The sequence below is a fragment of the Streptomyces sp. NTD107 genome, assembly GCF_059510435.1.
Map to the genome: position 1 here is coordinate 53,977 of NZ_JCAJZV010000004.1, position 18,738 is coordinate 72,714.

The window sequence follows — 18,738 nt, forward strand, 5'->3', positions numbered from 1 at the left end:
GCGGATCAATGACTACTGATCACGTCCCGGCCGCGCCCCCCGTTTCCACGGGGGGCGCGGCCCCGCCCGGCGCCGATGCCAAGGAGCAGCGCCGGGCCGTCCGCCGTTCCCGCCGCTACCAGCGGGACACCAAGTGGAGCCCGTACGGCTTCATCGCGCCCTTCTTCGTCTTCTTCGGCGCCTTCGGACTCTTCCCACTGCTGTATACGGGCTGGTCCGCGCTGCATCGGGTGTCGCTTCACAACCCGAACGAAATGGAGTGGGTGGGGTTCCAGAACTTCACCCGGCTGTGGGAGGACGAGTTCTTCTGGAACGCCCTGGGGAACACCTTCACCATCGGGGTCATCTCCACGGTGCCGCAGCTGCTGATGGCGTTGGGGATCGCCCATCTCCTCAACTACAAGCTGCGCGGCTCCATGATGTTCCGGGTCGCGATGCTGACCCCGTACGCCACCTCGATCGCCGCCGCCACGCTGGTCTTCGCGATGCTGTACGGCCGGGACTACGGGCTGATCAACTGGGCACTGGGCCTGGTGGGGATCGACCCGGTGTCCTGGGAAGCGGGCAGCTGGAGCAGCCAGTTCGCGGTCTCCACCATCGTGATCTGGCGCTGGACCGGCTACAACGCGCTGATCTATCTGGCGGCGATGCAGGCCGTGCCGCACGATCTGTACGAGTCGGCGGCGCTGGACGGGGCCAGCCGCTGGAAGCAGTTCATCCATGTGACGGTGCCGTCACTGCGGCCGACGATTCTGTTCACGATCGTGGTGTCGACCATCGGCGCCACGCAACTGTTCGGTGAGCCGCTGCTGTTCGCGGGGTCGCCGGCCGGTGGCTCGCAGTCGCAGTACCAGACGCTCGGTCTGTACATGTACCAGATGGGGTGGTTCAACTTCCATCTCGGCCGTTCGGCGGCGATCGCCTGGACGATGTTCATGCTGCTGATCCTGATCGGGCTGGCCTACTGGGCGGTCACCCACTGGGTGAACCGCAGCACCGGCAGTGGAAAGGAGGCGTGAGGCGTGACAACCACGGAGGCCGAGGCGGCGCGCCGGGCGTCGGACGCCGGCCCGGCGCCGGACGCGGACGCGGACGCCGATGCCGCGCGGGGCGGCCGGGGCAAGGACGGTACGGGCCGGGGCCCGCGGCGCCGGCGGGCGCGGCGGGCGGGCAGCGCGGGCCGGCAGATGTACGGCGGCTGGCTGACGTACACCATCCTGATCATCTTCACCATCGGCTCGCTGGTGCCGCTGGTGTGGCAGGCGATCGCGGCGTCGCACGAGTCGGGCCGGCTGGCGCAGACCCCGCCGCCGTTCTGGTTCGGGGACCGGCTGTTCGACAATCTGGAACGGGCCTGGACCGATGCCAATCTCGGGTTGGCGCTGCTCAACACCACCTTTGTGGCGGGCACCATCACGCTCTCCACGGTGCTGTTCGCGACGCTGGCCGGGTTCTCCTTCGCGAAGCTGCGGTTCCGGGCGAAGAACGTGCTGTTCCTGCTGGTGATCGGCACCATGATGGTCCCGCCGCAGCTGACGGTGGTGCCGATGTTCATGGCGATCGCCAAGGTGGAGTGGACCGGCCATCTCCAGGCGGTCATCCTGCCGACGATGGTGAGCGCCTTCGGGGTGTTCTTCATGCGGCAGTATCTGGCGCAGGCGCTGCCCACCGAGCTGATCGAGGCCGCGCGGGTGGATGGCGCGCACAGTCTGCGGGTGGTGTGGCACGTGGTCTTCCCGGTGGCGCGGCCGGCGATGGCGGTGCTGGGCATGCTCACCTTCGTGGCGGCCTGGAACGAGTTCTTCTGGCCGATCATCGCCCTCACCCAGTCGAATCCGACCGTGCAGGTGGCACTGACGAATCTCGGCCGTGGGTATGTCCCCGATCAGGGCGTCATCATGGCGGGCGCGCTGCTGGGCACGCTGCCGCTGCTGATCGCGTTCGTCCTGTTCGGCAAGCAGATCGTGGGCGGCATCATGCACGGCGCGATCAAGGGCTGAACACCGAGTACGTACCGGTCGCGGCACATGGACCGGGCGGCGGCGCCGGGCCACCCCGGGCGCCGCCGCACAGCACCGTCCGGCGAGGTCAGTTACCCTCTGAACAAGCAAAAATGGGAGCGCTTCCATGACTGAAAACAAACTACGGGTGTTTCCACCGGACTTCCTGTGGGGCGCGGCCACGGCCGCCTACCAGATCGAGGGCGGCGCCCGCGACGGCGGCCGTACCCCCTCGATCTGGGACACCTTCAGCCATACGCCCGGCAAGGTCCTGGCCGGCGACACGGGGGATGTGGCCACCGACCACTACCACCGCTGGCAGGACGATCTCGCGCTGATGTCCGATCTCAACCTGCGCTCGTACCGCTTCTCCGTCTCCTGGCCCCGGGTCCAGCCCACCGGGCGCGGCCCGGCCGTGCAGCGCGGGCTCGACTTCTACCGCGAGCTGGTGGACGGCCTGCTGGAGCGGGACATCACGCCCATCGTCACCCTCTACCACTGGGATCTGCCCCAGGAGCTGGAGGACGCCGGCGGCTGGCCGGAGCGGGAGACGGCCGAACGGTTCGCCGAGTACGCGGGGATCGTCGGTGAGACGCTCGGCGACCGGGTGTCGCTGTGGACCACCCTGAACGAGCCGTTCTGCAGCGCGTTCCTCGGCTACGGCTCCGGCGTGCACGCCCCGGGGCGCCACGACCAGGAGTCGGTGCTGCGCGCCGCCCATCACCTCAACCTCGCGCACGGCCTGGGCACCCAGGTGCTGCGCTCGGTACTGCCGCGCTCCGCCGAGGTGTCGATCAGCTTCAACCCGGGTGTGGTGCACCCGCTGGACCCGTCCTCGGAGGCGGACCGCGACGCGGCGCGCCGGATCGACAATCTGCACACCCGGATCTTCTCCGACCCGGTGCTGCACGGCTCCTACCCGGAGGACCTGAAGCGCGACACGGCGCGGGTGAGCGACTGGTCCTTCGTCCGGGACGGCGACGAGGCGATCATCCACCAGCCGCTGGACTCGGTCGGGCTGAACTACTACACCACCACCGTGGTGTCGGGCCCGGTGACCGAGGACCTGCCGGAGAGCAGGCGGGCGAACAACCACGGCGCGTCCCAGCACTCGATGTGGGTGGCGGCGGAGGATGTGGTCTTCCACCGGCCGCCGGGCGAGGTCACCGAGATGGGCTGGACGGTCGCCCCCGAGGGGCTGACCGAGCTGCTGCTGCGCTTCCACCGGGAGGCGCCGAAGCTGGGGTTGTACGTCACCGAGAACGGGGCGGCGTACGACGACAAGCCGGACGCCACCGGGGCAGTGCACGATCCGAGGCGGATCTCCTATCTGCACCAGCACTTCGCCGCCGTGCACGAGGCGATGGAGCAGGGCGCGGATGTCCGCGGCTACCAGGTGTGGTCGCTGCTGGACAACTTCGAGTGGGCCTTCGGGTACAGCAAGCGGTTCGGGCTGGTGCACGTGGACTTCGACACCCTGGCGCGTACCCCGAAGTCCAGTGCCCGCTGGTACGCCGGGGTGATCGCCGCGGGCCGGCTCCCGGCCGAGCCCACCACCGCTTCCCCTCAGAGCGACTAGCCACCGTGCTTTAGTGTCGCTTTCCCGGAAGGGGGGATGGGGGGGCCTGGTGCCTGGTCCGGCGTCGCGTTGTGGCGCGGCGGCGGGCCGGGCCCTGGCCTTCCGGGGGCGCGGTGGCCGGCCCGCCCAGGGACAGCCACAGCCGGATCTCGGCGCCGCCCAGTACGGAGCGGCCGATCCGCAGGTCTCCGCCGGTGGACTCGGCCAGCCGCCGGACGATGTCGAGGCCGAGGCCGGTGGAGCCGGGACCGCCGTGGCCGTGGCCGCGGCGCAGCGCGGCGTGCGGGTCGGCGATCCCCTCGCCCGCGTCGGAGACCAGCACGATCACGGCGTCGTCGGTGCTGGCGTGGTGCACGTCGACGGCGAAGGCGGTGCCCTCGGGGGTGTGCCGGAAGACGTTGCCGAGCATCGCGTCCAGGGCGGCGGTGAGTTCGGCGCGCGGCACCGGGACCCGTACCGGCTGGTCGGCTCCGGAGAGCCGTACTTCGCGGCCCTCGTCCTCGGCCAGTGCCGACCAGAACGCCATCCGGTCCCTGATCACCTCGGCGGCGTCCACCTCGCCGCGTTCGGCGGCGGCGCCGCCCGCGGGGTGGTGTTCGCGCTGTTCGCGGACGGTGCGGATGATCTGGTCGATCTCCGCCTCCAGTTGGTCGACGGCGTGCCGGGTCTGGTCGGCGGCGTCGCCCTCGCCGAGGGTGGCGGTGTTGAGGCGGAGCACGGTGAGCGGGGTGCGGAGCCGGTGCGAGAGGTCGGCGGCGAGTTCGCGTTCGTTGGCGAGCAGCCGGGCCACTTGGGCGGCCATGGAGTTGAACGCGACGGCGGCCTCGCGCAGTTCGGCCGGGCCGGCCTCGGGGACCCGTACCTCCAGGCGGCCTTCGCCGAGCTTGCGGGCGGCGCCGGCGAGCTGTTCGGCGGGGCGTACGGTGCGGCGGCCGAGCCGGTCGGCGATGACGAGTGAGCCGGCCACCAGGGCGATGCCGACGCCGGCGAGGACCAGCCAGGCGGTGGTGACGCCGGTGGTGAGTTCGGCGTCGGGGACGAACACCTCGACGACGGCGATGCGTTCACCCGATACGGCGGTGGGCTGGAGCAGGATGACGCCGCCGGGGATCTCCAGGGTGGCGGCGCGGGCGAACTCGGTGAAGGAGCGGAACTCCTCGTCGCTGGTGTGCGGTTCGCCGATCACCATGGCGTCGGCCGCGGGGTCGGCTTCCGGCAGCCAGATGGCGATCCGGCCCTCGGCGCCGGCCTCGGTGCTGGCGACGGCCCGCTCCAGCTGGTCGTGGTCGCCGGTGATGGCGAGGACGGGGCCGATGGCGGCGGCCTGTCGCTCGGCGTTGCCGATCGCCCGGTCGCCGGCCATCTCCTGGACCACCAGGCCGAGGGGGACGGCGAAGGCCAGCACCACCATGGAGGTGACGGCGAGGGAGATCCGTACCAGCGCCCATCTCATAGGGGCGCTTCCAGCTTGACGCCGACGCCGCGCAGGGTGTGCAGATAGCGGGGTTTGGCGGCGGTCTCGCCCAGCTTGCGGCGCAGCCAGGACAGATGGACGTCGATGGTCTGGTCGTCGCCGTAGGACTGGCGCCACACCTGGGTGAGGAGTTCCTTGCGCGGCACCACTACGCCGGGCCGCTGGGCGAGGAAGGCGAGCAGGTCGAATTCGCGGCGGGTGAGGTCGAGTTCGGTGCCATCGAGGCGGGCCCGGCGGCGCAGCGGGTCCACCGACAGGCCGCCGACGCGCAGTTCGGCGTCCTGGGGTGCGCCGGGGCGCCCGCCGGGGGCGCGGACTCGGCGCAATACCGCCGCCATCCGGGCCGAAAGATGCTCCGCGGAGAAGGGTTTGACGAGATAGTCGTCGGCTCCGTCGTTGAGCAGTCGTACGATCTCGGTCTCGTCGTCCCGCGCGGTGGCGATGATCACCGGCACATCGGTGATGCCGCGCAGCATCTTCAGGGCCTCCCGGCCGTCCAGATCGGGGAGTCCGAGGTCCAGAATGACCAGGTCGAAGCCGATCTGGGCCACTTCCCTGAGCGCTTCGAGAGCGGTGCCCACGCTGCGCACGGTGTGTGCGGCATCGGTGAGCTGACGGATTAAGGCTGATCGGACGAAGGGGTCGTCTTCCACCACGAGCACATGCGCCATGCGCGGCACCGTACGCCATTAGGGTGATCTCGATGCAACGTCTCCTGGTACACACGGGTGTGTGGTTGGCCGCGACCGGCCTGTCCGTCACGTTTTCCTGGTTCGGGGTGTACTCGGTGCTGCGGGGCACGGTGTACGACCCGCCGCGGGCCGTTCCGGTGCGGGACTCCTCGGCGTGGACCGAGCCGGCCGCGTCCTCCACGCACCGGCCACCGCCGGATCCGGCGCGGAACGATGCGCCGCCGCCCGCCGTGGACTCCGGTGCGGGTGATGAGCGGCCGGCTCCGGAGGGGAACCCCGGCGCGGAGCCGGACCCCGTTCCGGACCCCGGGGACGGCGGCGACGCGGGTGCCGAACCCGATCCGGAGGGCGGCCCGGAGGCCGGCGAGGGCGGGTCGTCCCACGCGCAGCCCCCGCCGGCAGGGCGGGTGGAGACGGTGACGCTGGAGGGCGGCAGGGTGGTGTACGAGCTGGGCACCGAGCGCTGTGAGCTGGTGTCGGCGACCCCCGAGCCGGGCTGGGAGATGCAGGTGTGGACCACCGAGTCCTATCTGCGGGTCACCTTCGCCGGGCACGGCCGTGAGCTGTCGGCGTTCTGCACCTGGCACGGCTACGAGCCGGCCATCGAGGTCCACGAAGGATAGTGACGACACGCCCTAGGGTCCCGAGTCGGGAATTCGGTTCAGATATCCGGAGAGGCGTTCAAGGATCTCGTCTGCGGTTCTCGTCCATACGAAGGGTTTCGGGTCACCTCTTCCAGCTGATCGTCGGTGATCCTCCTCGGCCCGCCCGGACGAGGCCGGTCGGTCAGGCCCTCCAGCCGGTCGCGCACGAACCGGGCCCGCCAACGGCCGACCGTATGTGGCTCGACACCCAGACGGGCGGCAACGTCCTTGTTCGCCGCGCCGGTTGCCCTCTCCAGCACGATCCGACACCGCAGAGCCAGGGCCTGCGAAGAGGTCCGGCGCCTGGCCCAGCGGGTCAGCGTCTCGCGTTCGTCCTCGGTCAGCACCAGCTCGGCCTTCGGCCGTCCCGTTCTCGCCATTCGACTATGAAGCCAATCCCGACTCAGGACACGAGGGGGTGTCTGCCAAAGGATTTGGGGTGGCACGCCAAGAGGGCCTGAAAGAAAGCCCGTTCGGAGCTGACCCCGCTCCTCTGGGCCCTGGCAGTTGTGTGATGCTTGCGCCAGAGACAGGAAGTAGATCTTTCTGGCGCTACCAGGAGTTTGCATGAATCAATACATGCGTGGAAAAGCACCTTCTGAGCGGAAGTCTGGCTCTCAGCCGAACTCCGCTGCAATGCTGGTGGGCCTACAGGCTAAGGCTGGGAACGCGGCAGTGGTGCAGATGCTTCGGCAGGCGGGGCACCCGTGGGCCCAGGACTCGCACCAGCACAGCTCGACTTGCGGACACCAGATGGAGGGGTCCGGGGTCCAGCGTTCGACGCAGGAGGCGGTGGAGGCCGAAGCACGCCCCCGGACTGTGGACGATCATTCCCCAGAGGGTCAGCGGGCCCTTATCGACCAGGCGATGGCCTCGCCGAGCCGACGCCTTCCCGAGCCTCTGCTTGAAGCAGCCAAGCCGTACTTCCAGAACGAGAACCTCGACGTCACGCGGCTCCACGACAACCCAGTGGCCCAGCGGGCCACTGAGGCGATGGGGGCACAGGCGATGACGATCGGCACACACATCTTCGCGCCACCCGAGGCCGTTACAAACATGCACCTCATGGGCCACGAGCTGAGCCACGTCAACGAAAACCTCAACGGAACCCGCGAAACCGGGAAGAGCAACGGTGCCGGCGTCACCGTCACCGACCCCGGTCAGAACTCCGAGCAGAAGGCGGAGAGGGACGGAGTCTCCTTCGCCGCCGGTACGGCGACCGCACCGTCCCTCGTCACCCAACGCGCCACGCAGAAGACCGGAACTCCTATCACAACAGGTGAGGAGGCCGAAGCCAAGCCGACCGTCCAGCGAGCTCCCTCCGGCTACGGCTATCCGTCTGGCTATGCCGATGATGATCCGATGGTGATCGACGCCGAGCCCGGCTACGGCTCCTCGTCAGGTTTTCCGCAGGTCAGCTACACGTCGTACACGCTGCCCCCCGAATATCAGCAGATGGAGGACGACCGCGGCCGACGTTCATCCAGGGCGCCCTATGGCTATTCGAGGCAGTCCTCACGTGCTCCTTCCGGCTACCGGGACGACATGGAAATGGAGCTGGATGATCGCCCCCGAATCATCGATGCGGAACCCGGCCGCCCTTCATCCAGGGCGCCCTATGGCCGTTCCCGGCAGTCCTCACGTGCTCCTTCCGGCTACCGGGACGACATGGAAATGGAGCTGGATGATCGCCCCCGAATCATCGATGCGGAACCCGGCTCCTCCCGTCGCAGCCATTCGAGAACCCGTCGCCCCGGCGGCTCGGACAGGCGCCAGGAGTCGCGCTTCTCGCGCCCTAAGGGGATCGAAAAGTCGTATCCCATACCGAGTTCCGAAAACGGCAGGAAAGTATGGGCTATCGCCACCAAGGTGATGGCGGATACCAAACAAATAATCAACAGGGGAGCGGCCAACCAGATATCATCCGCAGCAGCCGCCGGTGGCGGGCTGAACCACCTGCTCGCGAAGGTCCGTGACCCTGCATACCGCCTAGAAGACCCGAAAACTTTCCAAGAGATGCTGGGGCAGAACGCGGCTGCGTCGGCAGCCCTCGGCGTCGGGAACTGCGGCGAACACGCCGCCGTGTCCTTCTGCCTGCTCAACAAGGCGAAGCTGCCCTCCGGGTACCGCATCTGGCACGTTTCCTTGTCAATCGACCACGCCTACGTAGCCGTGGGTAGCCCCAAAAAACCAAACGAGATCATTATCCTCGATGCCTGGCAGGACAACTCCTCCCTCAGGATGGCCGGGGAGAATCTCCACTTCGCCTTTCTCGTGAACGGAGAGGTCACTCCCGAAGCAACGGCATACAAACCCGATGGCAAAGACTACATGGCATTCGGTCGGAAAACCGTGGATATTGCGGGCTTGACGGACACCATGGATACGACCGGCCCTGCGATTGACCCGAGTCACTTCTCCGGAGCTCGGGGGATGTACTACCAGGAGATGCGGCCAAGGGAACAGGGGGCACGGAACCCGCTGGACGAACCTCGACGACCTCATCCCAGGGAACGGCGCGAGCATGAGAACATAAGGGAACGCTACGAGCGGCACGAACGCTACGAACGCGAGCAACGACACCGATAGCGACAGGGGTAGTACTCCAGCAGGATTTCGCTGTCTGAGCCCCAGGTTTCGGCTGTCGGCTGGAGTGTATCGAGCCCTGGAGTGGTCAGGGGCGGTCTCATGGAGGCCGCCCCTCCGCAACCGGCCCACCTGGCCATACAGCTCATCCGCGGTCACCCAGCGGAACGGACGTCCGGACTCCACCGCACGTTCCAGCACCCGCAGGCCGAGCTCCCACTTGGCCGCGAACTCCACGTCATCATCGCGCAGCCCGTCGGCATCCCATCGGTAGAAGTTCAGCAGCCGCTGCATCCCCTGCGAGCCACTGTCACCGCTTCCTCAGCCAGGGTCCACCCGTTCTTCCGCTCGGCCTCGCCAAGCAGTCCCCGCAGGTAGGACACCATCCGACGTCGCGACTCCACCCGACCGAACCGTGCCTGCGAACCGCGCCATGAAGTCACCAAAAACGACCTGACCACTCGTCAGTTATCTCTGCACGCACACCACAGACAACGACACACCACGCAACCAATTACAGACTGTCGTTGCAGTACTAGCCGAAGAGATCGCTGGGCGGCGCCGGGGACGGCTGGGCGGTGGCGTCGGTGACCACGGGGGCGCCGGCGGTGAAGTCGCGCAGTTCGGCGTCGGTGAGCAGCCGGGTGGGCTGCGGTTCGCGGGCCAGTCGCTGCCGCAGGGCGTCCAGGGGCAGCGGGCCGTCGCAGGCGAGCAGGATGCCGTTGCCGTAGCGGCGCCCGCGCAGTACGGCGGGGGCGATGCTCAGGGCGACGGTGCCGAACCGGTCGAGCGCGGTGGCGGTCTGGCCGCGCAGATGGGTCAGCGGACCGCCGTCGGTGATGTTGGCCGCGTAGCTGCCGCCGGGGGCGAGCACCCGGCGGGCCGCGTCGAGGAATTCGGCGCTGGCGCAGTGGGCGGGGGTGCGGGTGTGGTGGAAGATGTCGGCGATCACCAGGTCGGCGGTGTGTTCCGGCAGTTTGCCGAGCGCCTCGCGCGCGTCCAGGGCGCGTACCTTGACGCGGGCGCCGGCGGGCAGCGGCAGGTGCCGGCGTACGAAGTCGGTGAGCGCCGCGTCGGGTTCCGCCACCTGCTGGCCGGAACGCGGCCGGGTGACCGCCACGTAGCGGGCCAGGGTGAGCGCGCCCCCGCCCAGGTGCACGACATTCAGCGGCGCGCGCGGCGGGGCCAGTACATCGATCACATGGCCGAGCCGGCGCTGGTACTCGAAGCCGAGCCGGGTGGGCTCGGCCAGATCGACGTGGGACTGCGGGGCGCCGTCCAGCAGCAGCTCCCAGGCATCGGCGCGGTCGGGGTCGGGCAGCAGCTCCGCGCGCCCGCCCGCCACCTGCGCACTGGTCTCCTGCGTCTGCCGTCCTCGTCGTGCCATCCGCCCAGTATCGCCTCGGTGCCGGTCAGGGCTGACAGCGGTCCGCCGCGGCGAGCAGCCGGGCGGCGTGCCGCAGCGCGGTGCGCAGCCGGTCGGGCGGCGTGGCGTGCGGGACGGTGCCGTCCGGCGGGACCAGCCAGCCGGTGCCGGTGACCGGCGGGTGGCCGGCGCCCTGCGGCTGGCCAAAAGTGGGGGTGCAGGCGCTGCCGGGCAGATCCCAGCGCTCGGCGGTGCCCGGTGGTACGAGGAAGCCGAGGGTGTCGCCGTTCCGGTCGTGCAGTACGGGCCCGGTGCCGTTCAGCAGCCGCACCATCAGATCCACGGCTTCCAGGCCCTCCCTGGCCGGTACCGTGACCAGGTCGCACGGCTGTGCTCCGCCGCCGTTCGCCATGGGGATTCACTCCTCACGTGTCGGTGTGTGAGGTACAACGCCGTACAGGCGTCAATGGCTACGGGCAATTGCCGCCGAAACGGGTGGCAGTTCGTGGCAGATCGCGGGCGGTATATCCGATCTGTACGTAGATCGCCCGCTCTTGGGGGCTTCTCCGGGGGTACGGTCCCCCACATGGCCACGTCACCGAACCGAGCCTTCCGGGCGTTGCGCGGCACCCGCTCGGCCGCCGAGTTCGCCTCGGCGGTGCGGCGGGCGGCCCGGGAGATCGGCGAGAACGTCAGCTGCGACGCCCGCTACATCGGCCGGGTGGAGTCGGGTGTGATCCGCTGCCCCAACTACGCCTATGAGCGGGTCTTCCGCCATATGTTTCCCGGCCGCACCCTGGCCGATCTGGGCTTCGCCCCCCGCGAGGCGGTACGCGGGCGCGGGGCGCGCGCCGGAGCAAGCACATCAGTACGAATTAATGGGTACACCACCAGGGACCGCACTGGCACCGACAACACCGAGGAGAGCGACGTGTTGCGCCGAGTGTTCATGGCCGGCGGCCCCGCCGCCGTGGCGTCCCTCACCCCCTTGGCCGCCACCCTGGCCGCCGCCGAGCCGGCGCCGCCGCGCCGGGTGGGCGCCGCCGAGGCCACGGCGGTGGAACAGGCGGTCACCGACATCCGGGACTTCGACGACCGGTACGGCGCGGACACGCTCTACGGCCCGGCCGGCGAAGCGCTGCGGGCCGCCCAGGAACTGCTGGACGCGGGCACCGCCCGGGCCGCCGTCAGCGCCCGGCTGCACTCCGCCGCCGGCGAACTGGCCCTGTCGGTGGGCTGGCTGGCCCACGACTCGGGACGGCACGCCGACGCCCGTTCGCACTACGCCGAGGCGCTCGCGACCGCGCGGGTCAGCGATGACCGCGCGCTGGAGGCGCACGCCTTCTGCAACACCGCGTTCCTCGCCCGCGACACCGGCCGCCACCGGGAGGCGGTACGCGCCGCCCAGGCCGGCCAGCAGGCCGCCCGCGCGACCGGCTCGCACCGGCTGCACGCCCTGCTGGCGCTGCGCGAGGCCGGCGGCTGGGCGGGGCTCGGCGACCGCCGTGGCTGCGAACTGGCCCTGGCCCGCGCCCACACCGCCTTCGGCCGGGGCCCGGCCGACGCCGACCCACCGTGGATGACCTTCTTCAACGAGGCGGAACTGGCCAGCCAGGAGGCGCACTGCTGGGCGGCGCTCGACGACGGGGAGCGCGCCGTCGAAGCGGCGCGCCGGGCGCTCACGGCGCAGCAGCCGCATCTCGTCCGCAACCGGGCGCTCTACTCCGCCGAACTGGCCGGCCATCTCACCGGCGCCGGCCGCCCGGACGAGGCGGCGGCGGCCGGAGAGGAGGCACTCGACCTGCTGGAGCAGGTCCGCTCCTCCCGCATCAGCACCCTGCTCCACCACACCGCCCACCGGCTGACCCGCTACGAACCCACCCCCCACATCACGACCTTCACCACCCGCGCCGCCTGAGCGCGCCCCGCACGGCGGACCCGCGCCGATCACCGGCCGGGTTCACGCACCCCGGCACCGGACGGCGGCCCGGCGGCCGGGCGGCCCGGTGGCCGGCGGCGCACGCCGGCGCGGGCCCGGTCGGCCGGGGAGGTGGGGCCGGGGACGGGGCGGTCAGTGCTCCAGGTGCGAGGTGTCGTTCCAGCGGGCGATGACCGGGATGTCGTGGGCCCAGCCCAGTTCGGACAGCGACGCGGGGGCCAGCCGCAGCCGGGCGGCGAACCGTACGTCCTCGCCCAGCCAGCGCGCCGCCACCGAGCGCAGGATGTGGCCGTGCGCGAACAGCACCGCGTCCCCCTCGACCCGCCGCGCCCACGCCACCACCTCATCGGCGCGCGCCGCCAGCTGCGCGAAGCTCTCGCCGCCGTGCACCCCGTCCCGCCACAGCACCCAGTCACCGCCGCGCGCCCGCGCCATCTGTTCGCCGGTGCGGCCCTCGGCGTCGCCGTAGTCCCACTCCTTGAGGGCGTCCCAGTCGCTCGCCCGGTCGCCGAATCCGGCCAGTTCGCAGGTCTCTTTGGCGCGTGACAGGGGCGAGGTACGCACCCGCGCGCCGGGGAGCCCGTCCCACGGCGCGTGGTGCAGGCGCGCGCCCAGTGCCTTGGCGTCCGCCCGGCCCGCGTCCAGCAGCGGGACGTCGGTGTGCCCGGTGTGCCGTCCGTCCACCGACCAGGCGGTCTGCCCATGCCGTACCAGCAGAATGCGCGCGGTCATGACTCTCTTCTCTCTTACGGTTCATCCGGTCATACGTGGCTGATTTTCCCATCTTCCCGCATGGAACCATGGGCACCACCCGAGCGTCTGTTCCCTTACGTCTCACCGTCCGGGGGATGAACACCCCTGCCCGAACACTGGAGTCCGCCCCCATGCCCCGAGTCCGGCCCCGCTGGTGGACCGAGCTGCTGCTCATCGTGGTTGTCTACGCGGCGTATTCCGGCGCCCGGCTGCTGGCCAGGGGCGATGTCGGTACGGCCGTCGACAACGGCCTGTCGATCCTGCGGCTGGAACGGTCCCTGTTCCTCAACCCCGAGGAGCCGCTCAACGACCTGTTCACGTCGGAGGCATGGATAGGCATACCGTCCTCCTTCGCCTACGCGTCACTGCACTATCTGGTCACCCCGGCCACCTTGATCTGGCTGTTCAAGCGCCGCCCCGCGCACTACCGGCTGATGCGCACCTGGCTGATGGGCTCCACCCTGATGGGGCTGATCGGGTTCACCCTCATGCCCACCTCCCCGCCCCGGCTGCTGCACGACCGGCACGGCTTCACCGACAGCCTCTCCCAGTACAGCGACTACGGCTGGTGGGGCGATGAGGCGAGCGCGCCCAGCGGGATGGGCGACATGACCAACCAGTACGCGGCGATGCCGAGCCTGCACGTCGGCTGGGCGGTGTGGTGCGGGGTCGCGCTGTGGTACTTCGGGCCGCGCACCTGGTGGCTGCGCGCCGTGGCGGTCGGCTATCCGCTGATCACGGTGATGGTGGTGATGGGCACCGCCAACCACTACTTCATGGACGCGCTGGCCGGCATCGCCGTGATGATCGCGGGGCTGCTGCTGGCCCGCCCGTTCATGCGGCTGGCCGAGCGGATCCAGGAACGGCTGGGGCTGGTACGGAGCGCGGCGCCGTACGGGGTACGGCCCGCGCCGGTGGGGCCGTACGCCCCGGAGCGTGCGGACGGCGCGCGGAGTGCGGGCGGGAGCGAAGCGGAACTGGCCCGGTCCTCGGGTGCCTCCCGGACGTAACCTGGGGAGGATCCCCTCGCACCCCGTCCCCGCTCAGCCGTGGAGGCTCCCCCATGACCGACTCAGGACCGGCACCCGAGCCGCCGCGCTTCCGCCGCCCGGCGGGGCTGTTCTTCGAGCCGCCCACGGATGCCCCGCAGGAGGAGCACTTCTTCGATCTGGAGTCGATCTCGGAGCCGGACCGGCTGCTGTCGCGGGCCACCGAGCTGGCGGTGGCGTTCCAGGCGGCGGCCGACCGGGCCGTGGAGTACCAGGCGATCGCGGCGGCCCAGCTGGCGGAGCCGCGGCGCTTCGACCGGCTGTCGGCGGCGCAGATCGCCGAGCGGGCGGAGTGGACCGAGGACTACGCGGTGAAGATGATCGAGTTCGGCCGGCGGTTGCAGCGCCGGCAGTCGCCGCACGGTACCGGAGGGCCCCCTCCGCTGTCCTGATTTCCGCGGAGATGGCACCGGGGCGACGCCCGATCCCGTACATCTGGTTGTCATGACGGAATCCGCGGCGACAGCGACATCCGCACCGACGCCGACATCGACACCGACCCCTTCCGGCGCCCAGTGGCTGGCCTCGGCCCGCTGTGGCACCGGCTTCGATGTGATCAGCGCGCCGGGACTGTTCGGGCGCCGGATGCTGGAGCAGTTGTGGGCGGCGGGGCCCGGCCGGGGGCCGGTGGCGGCGCACCGGGGCCGGCTGCTGCTGTTCGCGGCGCCGGGCACGGCGGACCGGCTGCCGGCCCTGCTGCGCTGGGAGGAGTGGAACCGGGGCGCCCGGCTGATCCCCCCGCTGCTGTGCCACGGGGTCGGGGATGTGGTGACGGTGCCGGACGGCACGGCGGCGGCGGACGGCCAGTGGGTGGTGGCGCCGCAGAGCCGTCATCCGTGGCTGCCGGGCCCGGAGGTACTGCTGTGGGCGTGCGTGCGGGCGGCCAGGGAGGCGGTGTGGCGGGGGCGGGAGAAAGCGATTTTTGCTGATGACCGGCGGGGTGCTAATGTCTACGACGTCAGCAGGCGCCGCTAGCTCAGTTGGTTAGAGCAGCTGACTCTTAATCAGCGGGTCCGGGGTTCGAGTCCCTGGCGGCGCACCGACAGAGAAGGCCCCTCGCAGCAGCGGGGGGCCTTTTCCGTGCCCGTCCCCCGTACGCCCCTACCCCATTCCGGGGTGGTGCGGAAGGGGGCGCGCGGGGTGCTAATCTTTACCACGTCAGCAGGCGCCGCTAGCTCAGTTGGTTAGAGCAGCTGACTCTTAATCAGCGGGTCCGGGGTTCGAGTCCCTGGCGGCGCACCGACAGGAAAGGCCCCTCGCAGCTGCGGGGGGCCTTTTCCGTGCCCGTCCCCCGTACGCCCCTCACTCCTTGACGATCTTGAGATTCCAGCCGCCCGAGGGCGTACGGTCGCCCACCTCCACCCGTACGCCGAGCCCCTGGTCGTGATAGCTCTCGCCGCTGCCCAGCGGCGCGTCCGCCAGCCGCGGGTGTACGGAGCTGCCGTGGCAGGCGCCGGTGCCCGGGTGGCCGTCGATGACCTGGACCGGGCCGTCCGCCGAGGCGATGTCGGCGCGCACCTTGTAGAGCAGCACGCCCTGGGTGCAGGCCCGCTTGTCGTTGCCGTCCCGGGTCCTGGCCTCGGCGACCAGCACCTCGCTGCGGCCGGTGCGGATGACGGCGAGGCGGGTGTCGGCGGCCGGGTTGCCGGTGTCCAGGGGGGCGGTGAGCGGCTGGAGGGTGTGCCGGGTGGTGCCGGGGGCGCGTACGCAGTCGACGTGGTCGGCGCCCAGCCAGCCCAGCTTCCACTTGTGCCAGCCGAAGGGTTCGGGGGCGAGCCCGAACTGGCTGCCCATGAGGTCCCAGTCGCCGACGTGGGTGTCCCAGTCGCCGTAGTCGCCGGTGGGCCGGTTGTACAGGTCGGGCAGGTCGAAGATGTGCCCGGTCTCGTGGGCGAGGACGTTGCGGTCGGGCGGGCGCTTCTCGAAGACGGTGACGACGCGGCTGATCTCGGTGCCGGCGACGCGCAGCGGCTCGTGGAAGTTGACGACCTTGGTGGCGTCGGAGTCCACGCCGGGCGCCTGCGGGTCGGCGACGAGGTAGACGACGTCGTACGCGTCGAGGTCGGCGAGCGGGGCGAGGACGGTGAGGGCGTCGCGCAGATAGGCGGTACGCAGCCCGGCGTCCCAGTCGCGCTGTATGGCGTAGTGGGTGGACGGGGCGGGCATCTCGGTCCACCGGGGCACCACGTCCACCGCCAGTTCGAATTGGCCGTAGGAGGCCCGGCGGAAGAACTCGGTGGTGCCGGGGAAGTAGTCGCCGGCGATGGTGTCCGGGTCGATGAGGTCGCCCGAGTCGGGGAAGGAGAGGAAGAGCATCACGGCGTCGAGGGTGCCGACGGGGCGCGGATAGTCCGCGTTCCAGGTGTCGAGCCCTTCGGAGTGGTGGTGGGCGGCGGAGCGCGGCAGGCCGCACGGCTCGTCGGCGAGCGCGGTCGTGCCGGGTCCGGCGGTGAGGGTGGTCCCCATGAGGGCGGTCAGCGCGGTGAGCACCGCGGCGGTCCGCCGGAGGGCGCTCCGGGGCACTTCGGCCTCCCATCGGGGCTGCGGGGACGGGAAGATACCTTCACCACTGTGTTCACTTCTGTCCCGCTATTCCCGTTGAATTGGGCCGGCTGGCGTAACGGGCAGTACGATTACCCTGCGTATATATCGCTCGGGAACGGTCGTGACCGCACCCCGGATGTGCAGAATCGATCAGCCCATCGAAAATGCGTACGGGGTCGAGATGTCAGGGATCGAGACAGGCCCCGCCGTAGCTGGCTCCGGCCACGGATCAGCCTCTATGATCGGCACATTTCCAGCGGATTCCCCCGGCCGGCAGCCCAGGAGCGATCGGTGAACGGACCCATCCCAGGACCGGGCGGCCCCACCGGCGGCGCCCAGGACACACCGCGGCCAACCGTCACGGAGCGTGATATTCAGGCCGATTACCGGGCCGCGTTCCGGATCGCCACCCTGCCGATGGCGCTGATCGCCCCCACCGGACTGATCACGGCGGCCAACCCGGCGCTGGAAACCCTGCTCGGGCACGACCCCGGCGAACTGACCGGCCTCCCCGCCGACGCCGCCACCGGCCTCGACCTCGGCCTGGACGGCGACACCCGCGGCCCGTACCACGCCGTGCTCAGCGGACGGCGCGAACGACTGCGCTGCACCCGGCGGCTCAAACACGCCGCCGGGCACACCGTATGGGCCGAAGTCACCGTACGACCCGCGAGCCCGGACGGCGGCGCCCTGCTGTCGGTGCTGGACATCACCGAACGGCGCGAACTGCGCGAGAAGCTATGGCACCTCCAGATGCACGACCCGGTCACCCGGCTGCCCAACCGCTCGCTGTTCGTGGAACGGCTCACCGCCGCCCTGAACGACTCCGCCACCGGCCGGATCGGCCTGTGCTACCTGGACCTGGACGGCTTCAAGGCGATCAACGACACCCACGGCCACCGGGTCGGCGACGAACTGCTCAGCGCCGCCGCCCAGCGGCTCACCCACAGCACGGCGAGCGACACCCCGGGAACGGACACCGCCGCCGGCCCAACCCCGGGCGGCGGCCCGCTGGTGGCCCGGCTCGGCGGCGACGAGTTCGCCGTCCTGGTGGAGAGCTCCGCCGGCACCCAGCAGCTCACCGAACTCGCCGAGGCCATGCGGATCGCGCTCCAGCGCCCGTTCGACGTGGCCGGCCAGCGGCTCTCGGTCTCCGCGAGCATCGGCGTGGTGGAACGCGAATGCGCCGGCCTCACCGCCACCTCACTCATGCAGGCCGCCGACACCACCCTCTACTGGGCCAAGGCCGACGGCCGCGCCCGCTGGACCCTCTTCGACCCCGAGCGCAACGCGCACCGCATGACCCGCCAGTCCCTCACCGCCACCCTGCGCCCCGCCATCGAACGCGGCGAGTTCATCCTCGAATACCAGCCCATCGTCGCCCTCGCCGACGACACCCTGCGCGGCGTCGAGGCCCTGGTGCGCTGGCAGCACCCACGGTTCGGGCGGCTCGGCCCGGACCGGTTCATCGGCCTCGCCGAGGAGAACGGCGCGATCGTCCCCCTGGGCCGCTGGGTGCTCACCGAAGCCTGCCGGCAGGCCCGCGCCTGGCAGCTCGCCCACCGGCACCAGCCGCTCTTCGTCAGCGTCAACGTCGCCGTACGGCAGATGTGGGACTCGGACGTCGTCGCGGACGTCACCCGGGTACTCGCCGAAACCGGACTGCCCGCCGGACTGCTCCAGCTCGAACTCACCGAATCCGCCGTCATGGGCCCCGCCGGACGCCCCGTCCAGGCCCTCCAGGAGCTGTCCGAGATGGGGGTACGCATCGCCATCGACGACTTCGGAACCGGCTACTCCAACCTCGCCTATCTCTCCCAGCTGCCGGTCCGCGCCCTCAAGCTCGACGGCACCTTCGTCAAGGGCTTCCGCACCGCCCGCCACCTCAACCCGGCCGACGAGACCATCGTGACCGCCCTCGTCGACCTCGCCCACAAACTGGGCCTGACCGTCACCGCCGAATGCGTGGAAGGCCAGGCCCAGGCCGACCGGCTGCGCCGCATCGGCTGCGACACCGGACAGGGCTGGCTGTACGCGAAACCACTGCCGCCCGAACAGATCACCGACATGATCAACGCGGCGGCCGGCCACGGCACGTAACGGCTACCGGCC

17 protein-coding genes, 2 tRNA genes and 1 pseudogene are annotated in these 18,738 nt (G+C 70.5%); 12 read left to right on the top strand and 8 right to left on the bottom strand.

The genetic code is table 11. The features are described 5' to 3' along the window. The first annotated feature begins 8 nt into the window (after nt 1-8). The 3 genes from AC5WRL_RS10115 to AC5WRL_RS10125 all read left to right on the top strand — a co-directional run bounded on the left by AC5WRL_RS10115 (nt 9) and on the right by AC5WRL_RS10125 (nt 3,579). Nucleotides 9-1,019, top strand: coding sequence for a carbohydrate ABC transporter permease (locus AC5WRL_RS10115; protein ID WP_496088060.1), 1,011 nt, complete (start codon nt 9-11; stop codon nt 1,017-1,019). 3 nt (nt 1,020-1,022) lie between these two features. Continuing rightward, nucleotides 1,023-2,000, top strand: a complete 978-nt coding sequence (locus AC5WRL_RS10120; protein WP_496088061.1) for a carbohydrate ABC transporter permease — start codon at nt 1,023-1,025, stop codon at nt 1,998-2,000. Nucleotides 2,001-2,127: 127 nt separating this feature from the next. After that, on the top strand, nt 2,128-3,579 hold the full coding sequence (locus AC5WRL_RS10125; protein WP_496088062.1) for a GH1 family beta-glucosidase: 1,452 nt from the start codon (nt 2,128-2,130) through the stop codon (nt 3,577-3,579). A gap of 10 nt (nt 3,580-3,589) precedes the next feature. On the opposite strand, the gene AC5WRL_RS10130 is transcribed toward AC5WRL_RS10125, so the two are convergent. Beyond that, on the bottom strand, nt 3,590-5,032 hold the full coding sequence (locus AC5WRL_RS10130) for a sensor histidine kinase (RefSeq protein WP_496088063.1): 1,443 nt from the start codon (nt 5,030-5,032) through the stop codon (nt 3,590-3,592). After that, complete coding sequence (locus AC5WRL_RS10135; RefSeq protein ID WP_496088064.1) at nt 5,029-5,724, bottom strand: response regulator transcription factor; 696 nt, start codon at nt 5,722-5,724, stop codon at nt 5,029-5,031. Before AC5WRL_RS10135 ends, AC5WRL_RS10130 begins: the two co-directional genes overlap by 4 nt. A 32-nt stretch (nt 5,725-5,756) precedes the next feature. Here AC5WRL_RS10135 and AC5WRL_RS10140 point away from each other — a divergent pair, with 32 nt between their 5' ends. After that, nucleotides 5,757-6,368: a hypothetical protein gene (locus AC5WRL_RS10140; protein WP_496088065.1), complete on the top strand. Its 612-nt coding sequence runs from the start codon at nt 5,757-5,759 to the stop codon at nt 6,366-6,368. A gap of 38 nt (nt 6,369-6,406) precedes the next feature. On the opposite strand, the gene AC5WRL_RS10145 is transcribed toward AC5WRL_RS10140, so the two are convergent. After that, nucleotides 6,407-6,736 (bottom strand): helix-turn-helix domain-containing protein, encoded by a 330-nt coding sequence (locus AC5WRL_RS10145; protein ID WP_496088066.1) that lies wholly within the window; start codon nt 6,734-6,736, stop codon nt 6,407-6,409. A 520-nt stretch (nt 6,737-7,256) separates the two neighbouring features. Here AC5WRL_RS10145 and AC5WRL_RS10150 point away from each other — a divergent pair. Then, the gene (locus AC5WRL_RS10150; protein WP_496088067.1) at nt 7,257-8,978 is read left to right on the top strand and encodes an eCIS core domain-containing protein; all 1,722 of its coding nucleotides are present in this window, start codon (nt 7,257-7,259) and stop codon (nt 8,976-8,978) included. Between the two features lie 9 nt (nt 8,979-8,987). On the opposite strand, the pseudogene AC5WRL_RS10155 reads toward AC5WRL_RS10150, so the two are convergent. The 3 genes and pseudogenes from AC5WRL_RS10155 to AC5WRL_RS10165 all read right to left on the bottom strand — a co-directional run. Next, a pseudogene (locus AC5WRL_RS10155) lies at nt 8,988-9,410 on the bottom strand (transposase); the annotation flags it as partial. A gap of 100 nt (nt 9,411-9,510) precedes the next feature. Beyond that, nucleotides 9,511-10,362, bottom strand: coding sequence for a spermidine synthase (locus tag AC5WRL_RS10160; protein WP_496088068.1), 852 nt, complete (start codon nt 10,360-10,362; stop codon nt 9,511-9,513). A 25-nt stretch (nt 10,363-10,387) separates the two neighbouring features. Next, entirely contained in the window at nt 10,388-10,753 is a 366-nt protein-coding gene (locus tag AC5WRL_RS10165; protein WP_496088069.1) for a hypothetical protein, read from the bottom strand. Between the two features lie 174 nt (nt 10,754-10,927). Between AC5WRL_RS10165 and AC5WRL_RS10170 the strand changes: the two genes are divergently transcribed. Continuing rightward, on the top strand, nt 10,928-12,259 hold the full coding sequence (locus tag AC5WRL_RS10170; RefSeq protein ID WP_496088070.1) for an NsdA family TPR-like regulatory protein: 1,332 nt from the start codon (nt 10,928-10,930) through the stop codon (nt 12,257-12,259). Between the two features lie 153 nt (nt 12,260-12,412). Here the strand turns inward: AC5WRL_RS10170 and AC5WRL_RS10175 are convergent, their stop codons facing one another. After that, a complete protein-coding gene (locus AC5WRL_RS10175; protein WP_496088071.1) occupies nt 12,413-13,012 on the bottom strand; it encodes a histidine phosphatase family protein in 600 nt (199 codons plus the stop codon). A 152-nt stretch (nt 13,013-13,164) separates the two neighbouring features. On the opposite strand from AC5WRL_RS10175, the gene AC5WRL_RS10180 reads away from it, so the two are divergent. The 5 genes from AC5WRL_RS10180 (at nt 13,165) to AC5WRL_RS10200 (ending at nt 15,321) form a co-directional block, all read left to right on the top strand. After that, nucleotides 13,165-14,043, top strand: a complete 879-nt coding sequence (locus AC5WRL_RS10180; protein WP_496088072.1) for a phosphatase PAP2 family protein — start codon at nt 13,165-13,167, stop codon at nt 14,041-14,043. 53 nt (nt 14,044-14,096) lie between these two features. Next, nucleotides 14,097-14,474 (top strand): DUF8844 domain-containing protein, encoded by a 378-nt coding sequence (locus AC5WRL_RS10185; protein ID WP_496088073.1) that lies wholly within the window; start codon nt 14,097-14,099, stop codon nt 14,472-14,474. 52 nt (nt 14,475-14,526) lie between these two features. Next, nucleotides 14,527-15,057 (top strand): hypothetical protein, encoded by a 531-nt coding sequence (locus AC5WRL_RS10190; protein ID WP_496088074.1) that lies wholly within the window; start codon nt 14,527-14,529, stop codon nt 15,055-15,057. Continuing rightward, nucleotides 15,048-15,121 (top strand) — tRNA-Lys (locus AC5WRL_RS10195). Before AC5WRL_RS10190 ends, AC5WRL_RS10195 begins: the two co-directional genes overlap by 10 nt. 126 nt (nt 15,122-15,247) lie before the next feature. Continuing rightward, a tRNA-Lys gene (locus AC5WRL_RS10200) sits at nt 15,248-15,321 on the top strand. A 63-nt stretch (nt 15,322-15,384) separates the two neighbouring features. On the opposite strand, the gene AC5WRL_RS10205 is transcribed toward AC5WRL_RS10200, so the two are convergent. Beyond that, nucleotides 15,385-16,605 (bottom strand): M6 family metalloprotease domain-containing protein, encoded by a 1,221-nt coding sequence (locus AC5WRL_RS10205; RefSeq protein ID WP_496088075.1) that lies wholly within the window; start codon nt 16,603-16,605, stop codon nt 15,385-15,387. Between the two features lie 312 nt (nt 16,606-16,917). On the opposite strand from AC5WRL_RS10205, the gene AC5WRL_RS10210 reads away from it, so the two are divergent. Then, nucleotides 16,918-18,726, top strand: coding sequence for a putative bifunctional diguanylate cyclase/phosphodiesterase (locus tag AC5WRL_RS10210; protein WP_496088076.1), 1,809 nt, complete (start codon nt 16,918-16,920; stop codon nt 18,724-18,726). Nucleotides 18,727-18,738 lie beyond the last annotated feature (12 nt).

Bases quoted from the DNA above. Each gene is read 5' to 3' on its own strand.
- AC5WRL_RS10115 (WP_496088060.1), top strand. From the start codon at position 9: ATGACTACTGATCACGTCCCGGCCGCGCCCCCCGTTTCCACGGGGGGC.
- AC5WRL_RS10125 (WP_496088062.1), top strand. From the start codon at position 2,128: ATGACTGAAAACAAACTACGGGTGTTTCCACCGGACTTCCTGTGGGGC.
- AC5WRL_RS10130 (WP_496088063.1), bottom strand. From the start codon at position 5,032: ATGAGATGGGCGCTGGTACGGATCTCCCTCGCCGTCACCTCCATGGTG.
- AC5WRL_RS10135 (WP_496088064.1), bottom strand. From the start codon at position 5,724: ATGGCGCATGTGCTCGTGGTGGAAGACGACCCCTTCGTCCGATCAGCC.
- AC5WRL_RS10140 (WP_496088065.1), top strand. From the start codon at position 5,757: ATGCAACGTCTCCTGGTACACACGGGTGTGTGGTTGGCCGCGACCGGC.
- AC5WRL_RS10150 (WP_496088067.1), top strand. From the start codon at position 7,257: ATGGCCTCGCCGAGCCGACGCCTTCCCGAGCCTCTGCTTGAAGCAGCC.
- AC5WRL_RS10160 (WP_496088068.1), bottom strand. From the start codon at position 10,362: ATGGCACGACGAGGACGGCAGACGCAGGAGACCAGTGCGCAGGTGGCG.
- AC5WRL_RS10165 (WP_496088069.1), bottom strand. From the start codon at position 10,753: ATGGCGAACGGCGGCGGAGCACAGCCGTGCGACCTGGTCACGGTACCG.
- AC5WRL_RS10170 (WP_496088070.1), top strand. From the start codon at position 10,928: ATGGCCACGTCACCGAACCGAGCCTTCCGGGCGTTGCGCGGCACCCGC.
- AC5WRL_RS10175 (WP_496088071.1), bottom strand. From the start codon at position 13,012: ATGACCGCGCGCATTCTGCTGGTACGGCATGGGCAGACCGCCTGGTCG.
- AC5WRL_RS10180 (WP_496088072.1), top strand. From the start codon at position 13,165: ATGCCCCGAGTCCGGCCCCGCTGGTGGACCGAGCTGCTGCTCATCGTG.
- AC5WRL_RS10185 (WP_496088073.1), top strand. From the start codon at position 14,097: ATGACCGACTCAGGACCGGCACCCGAGCCGCCGCGCTTCCGCCGCCCG.
- AC5WRL_RS10190 (WP_496088074.1), top strand. From the start codon at position 14,527: ATGACGGAATCCGCGGCGACAGCGACATCCGCACCGACGCCGACATCG.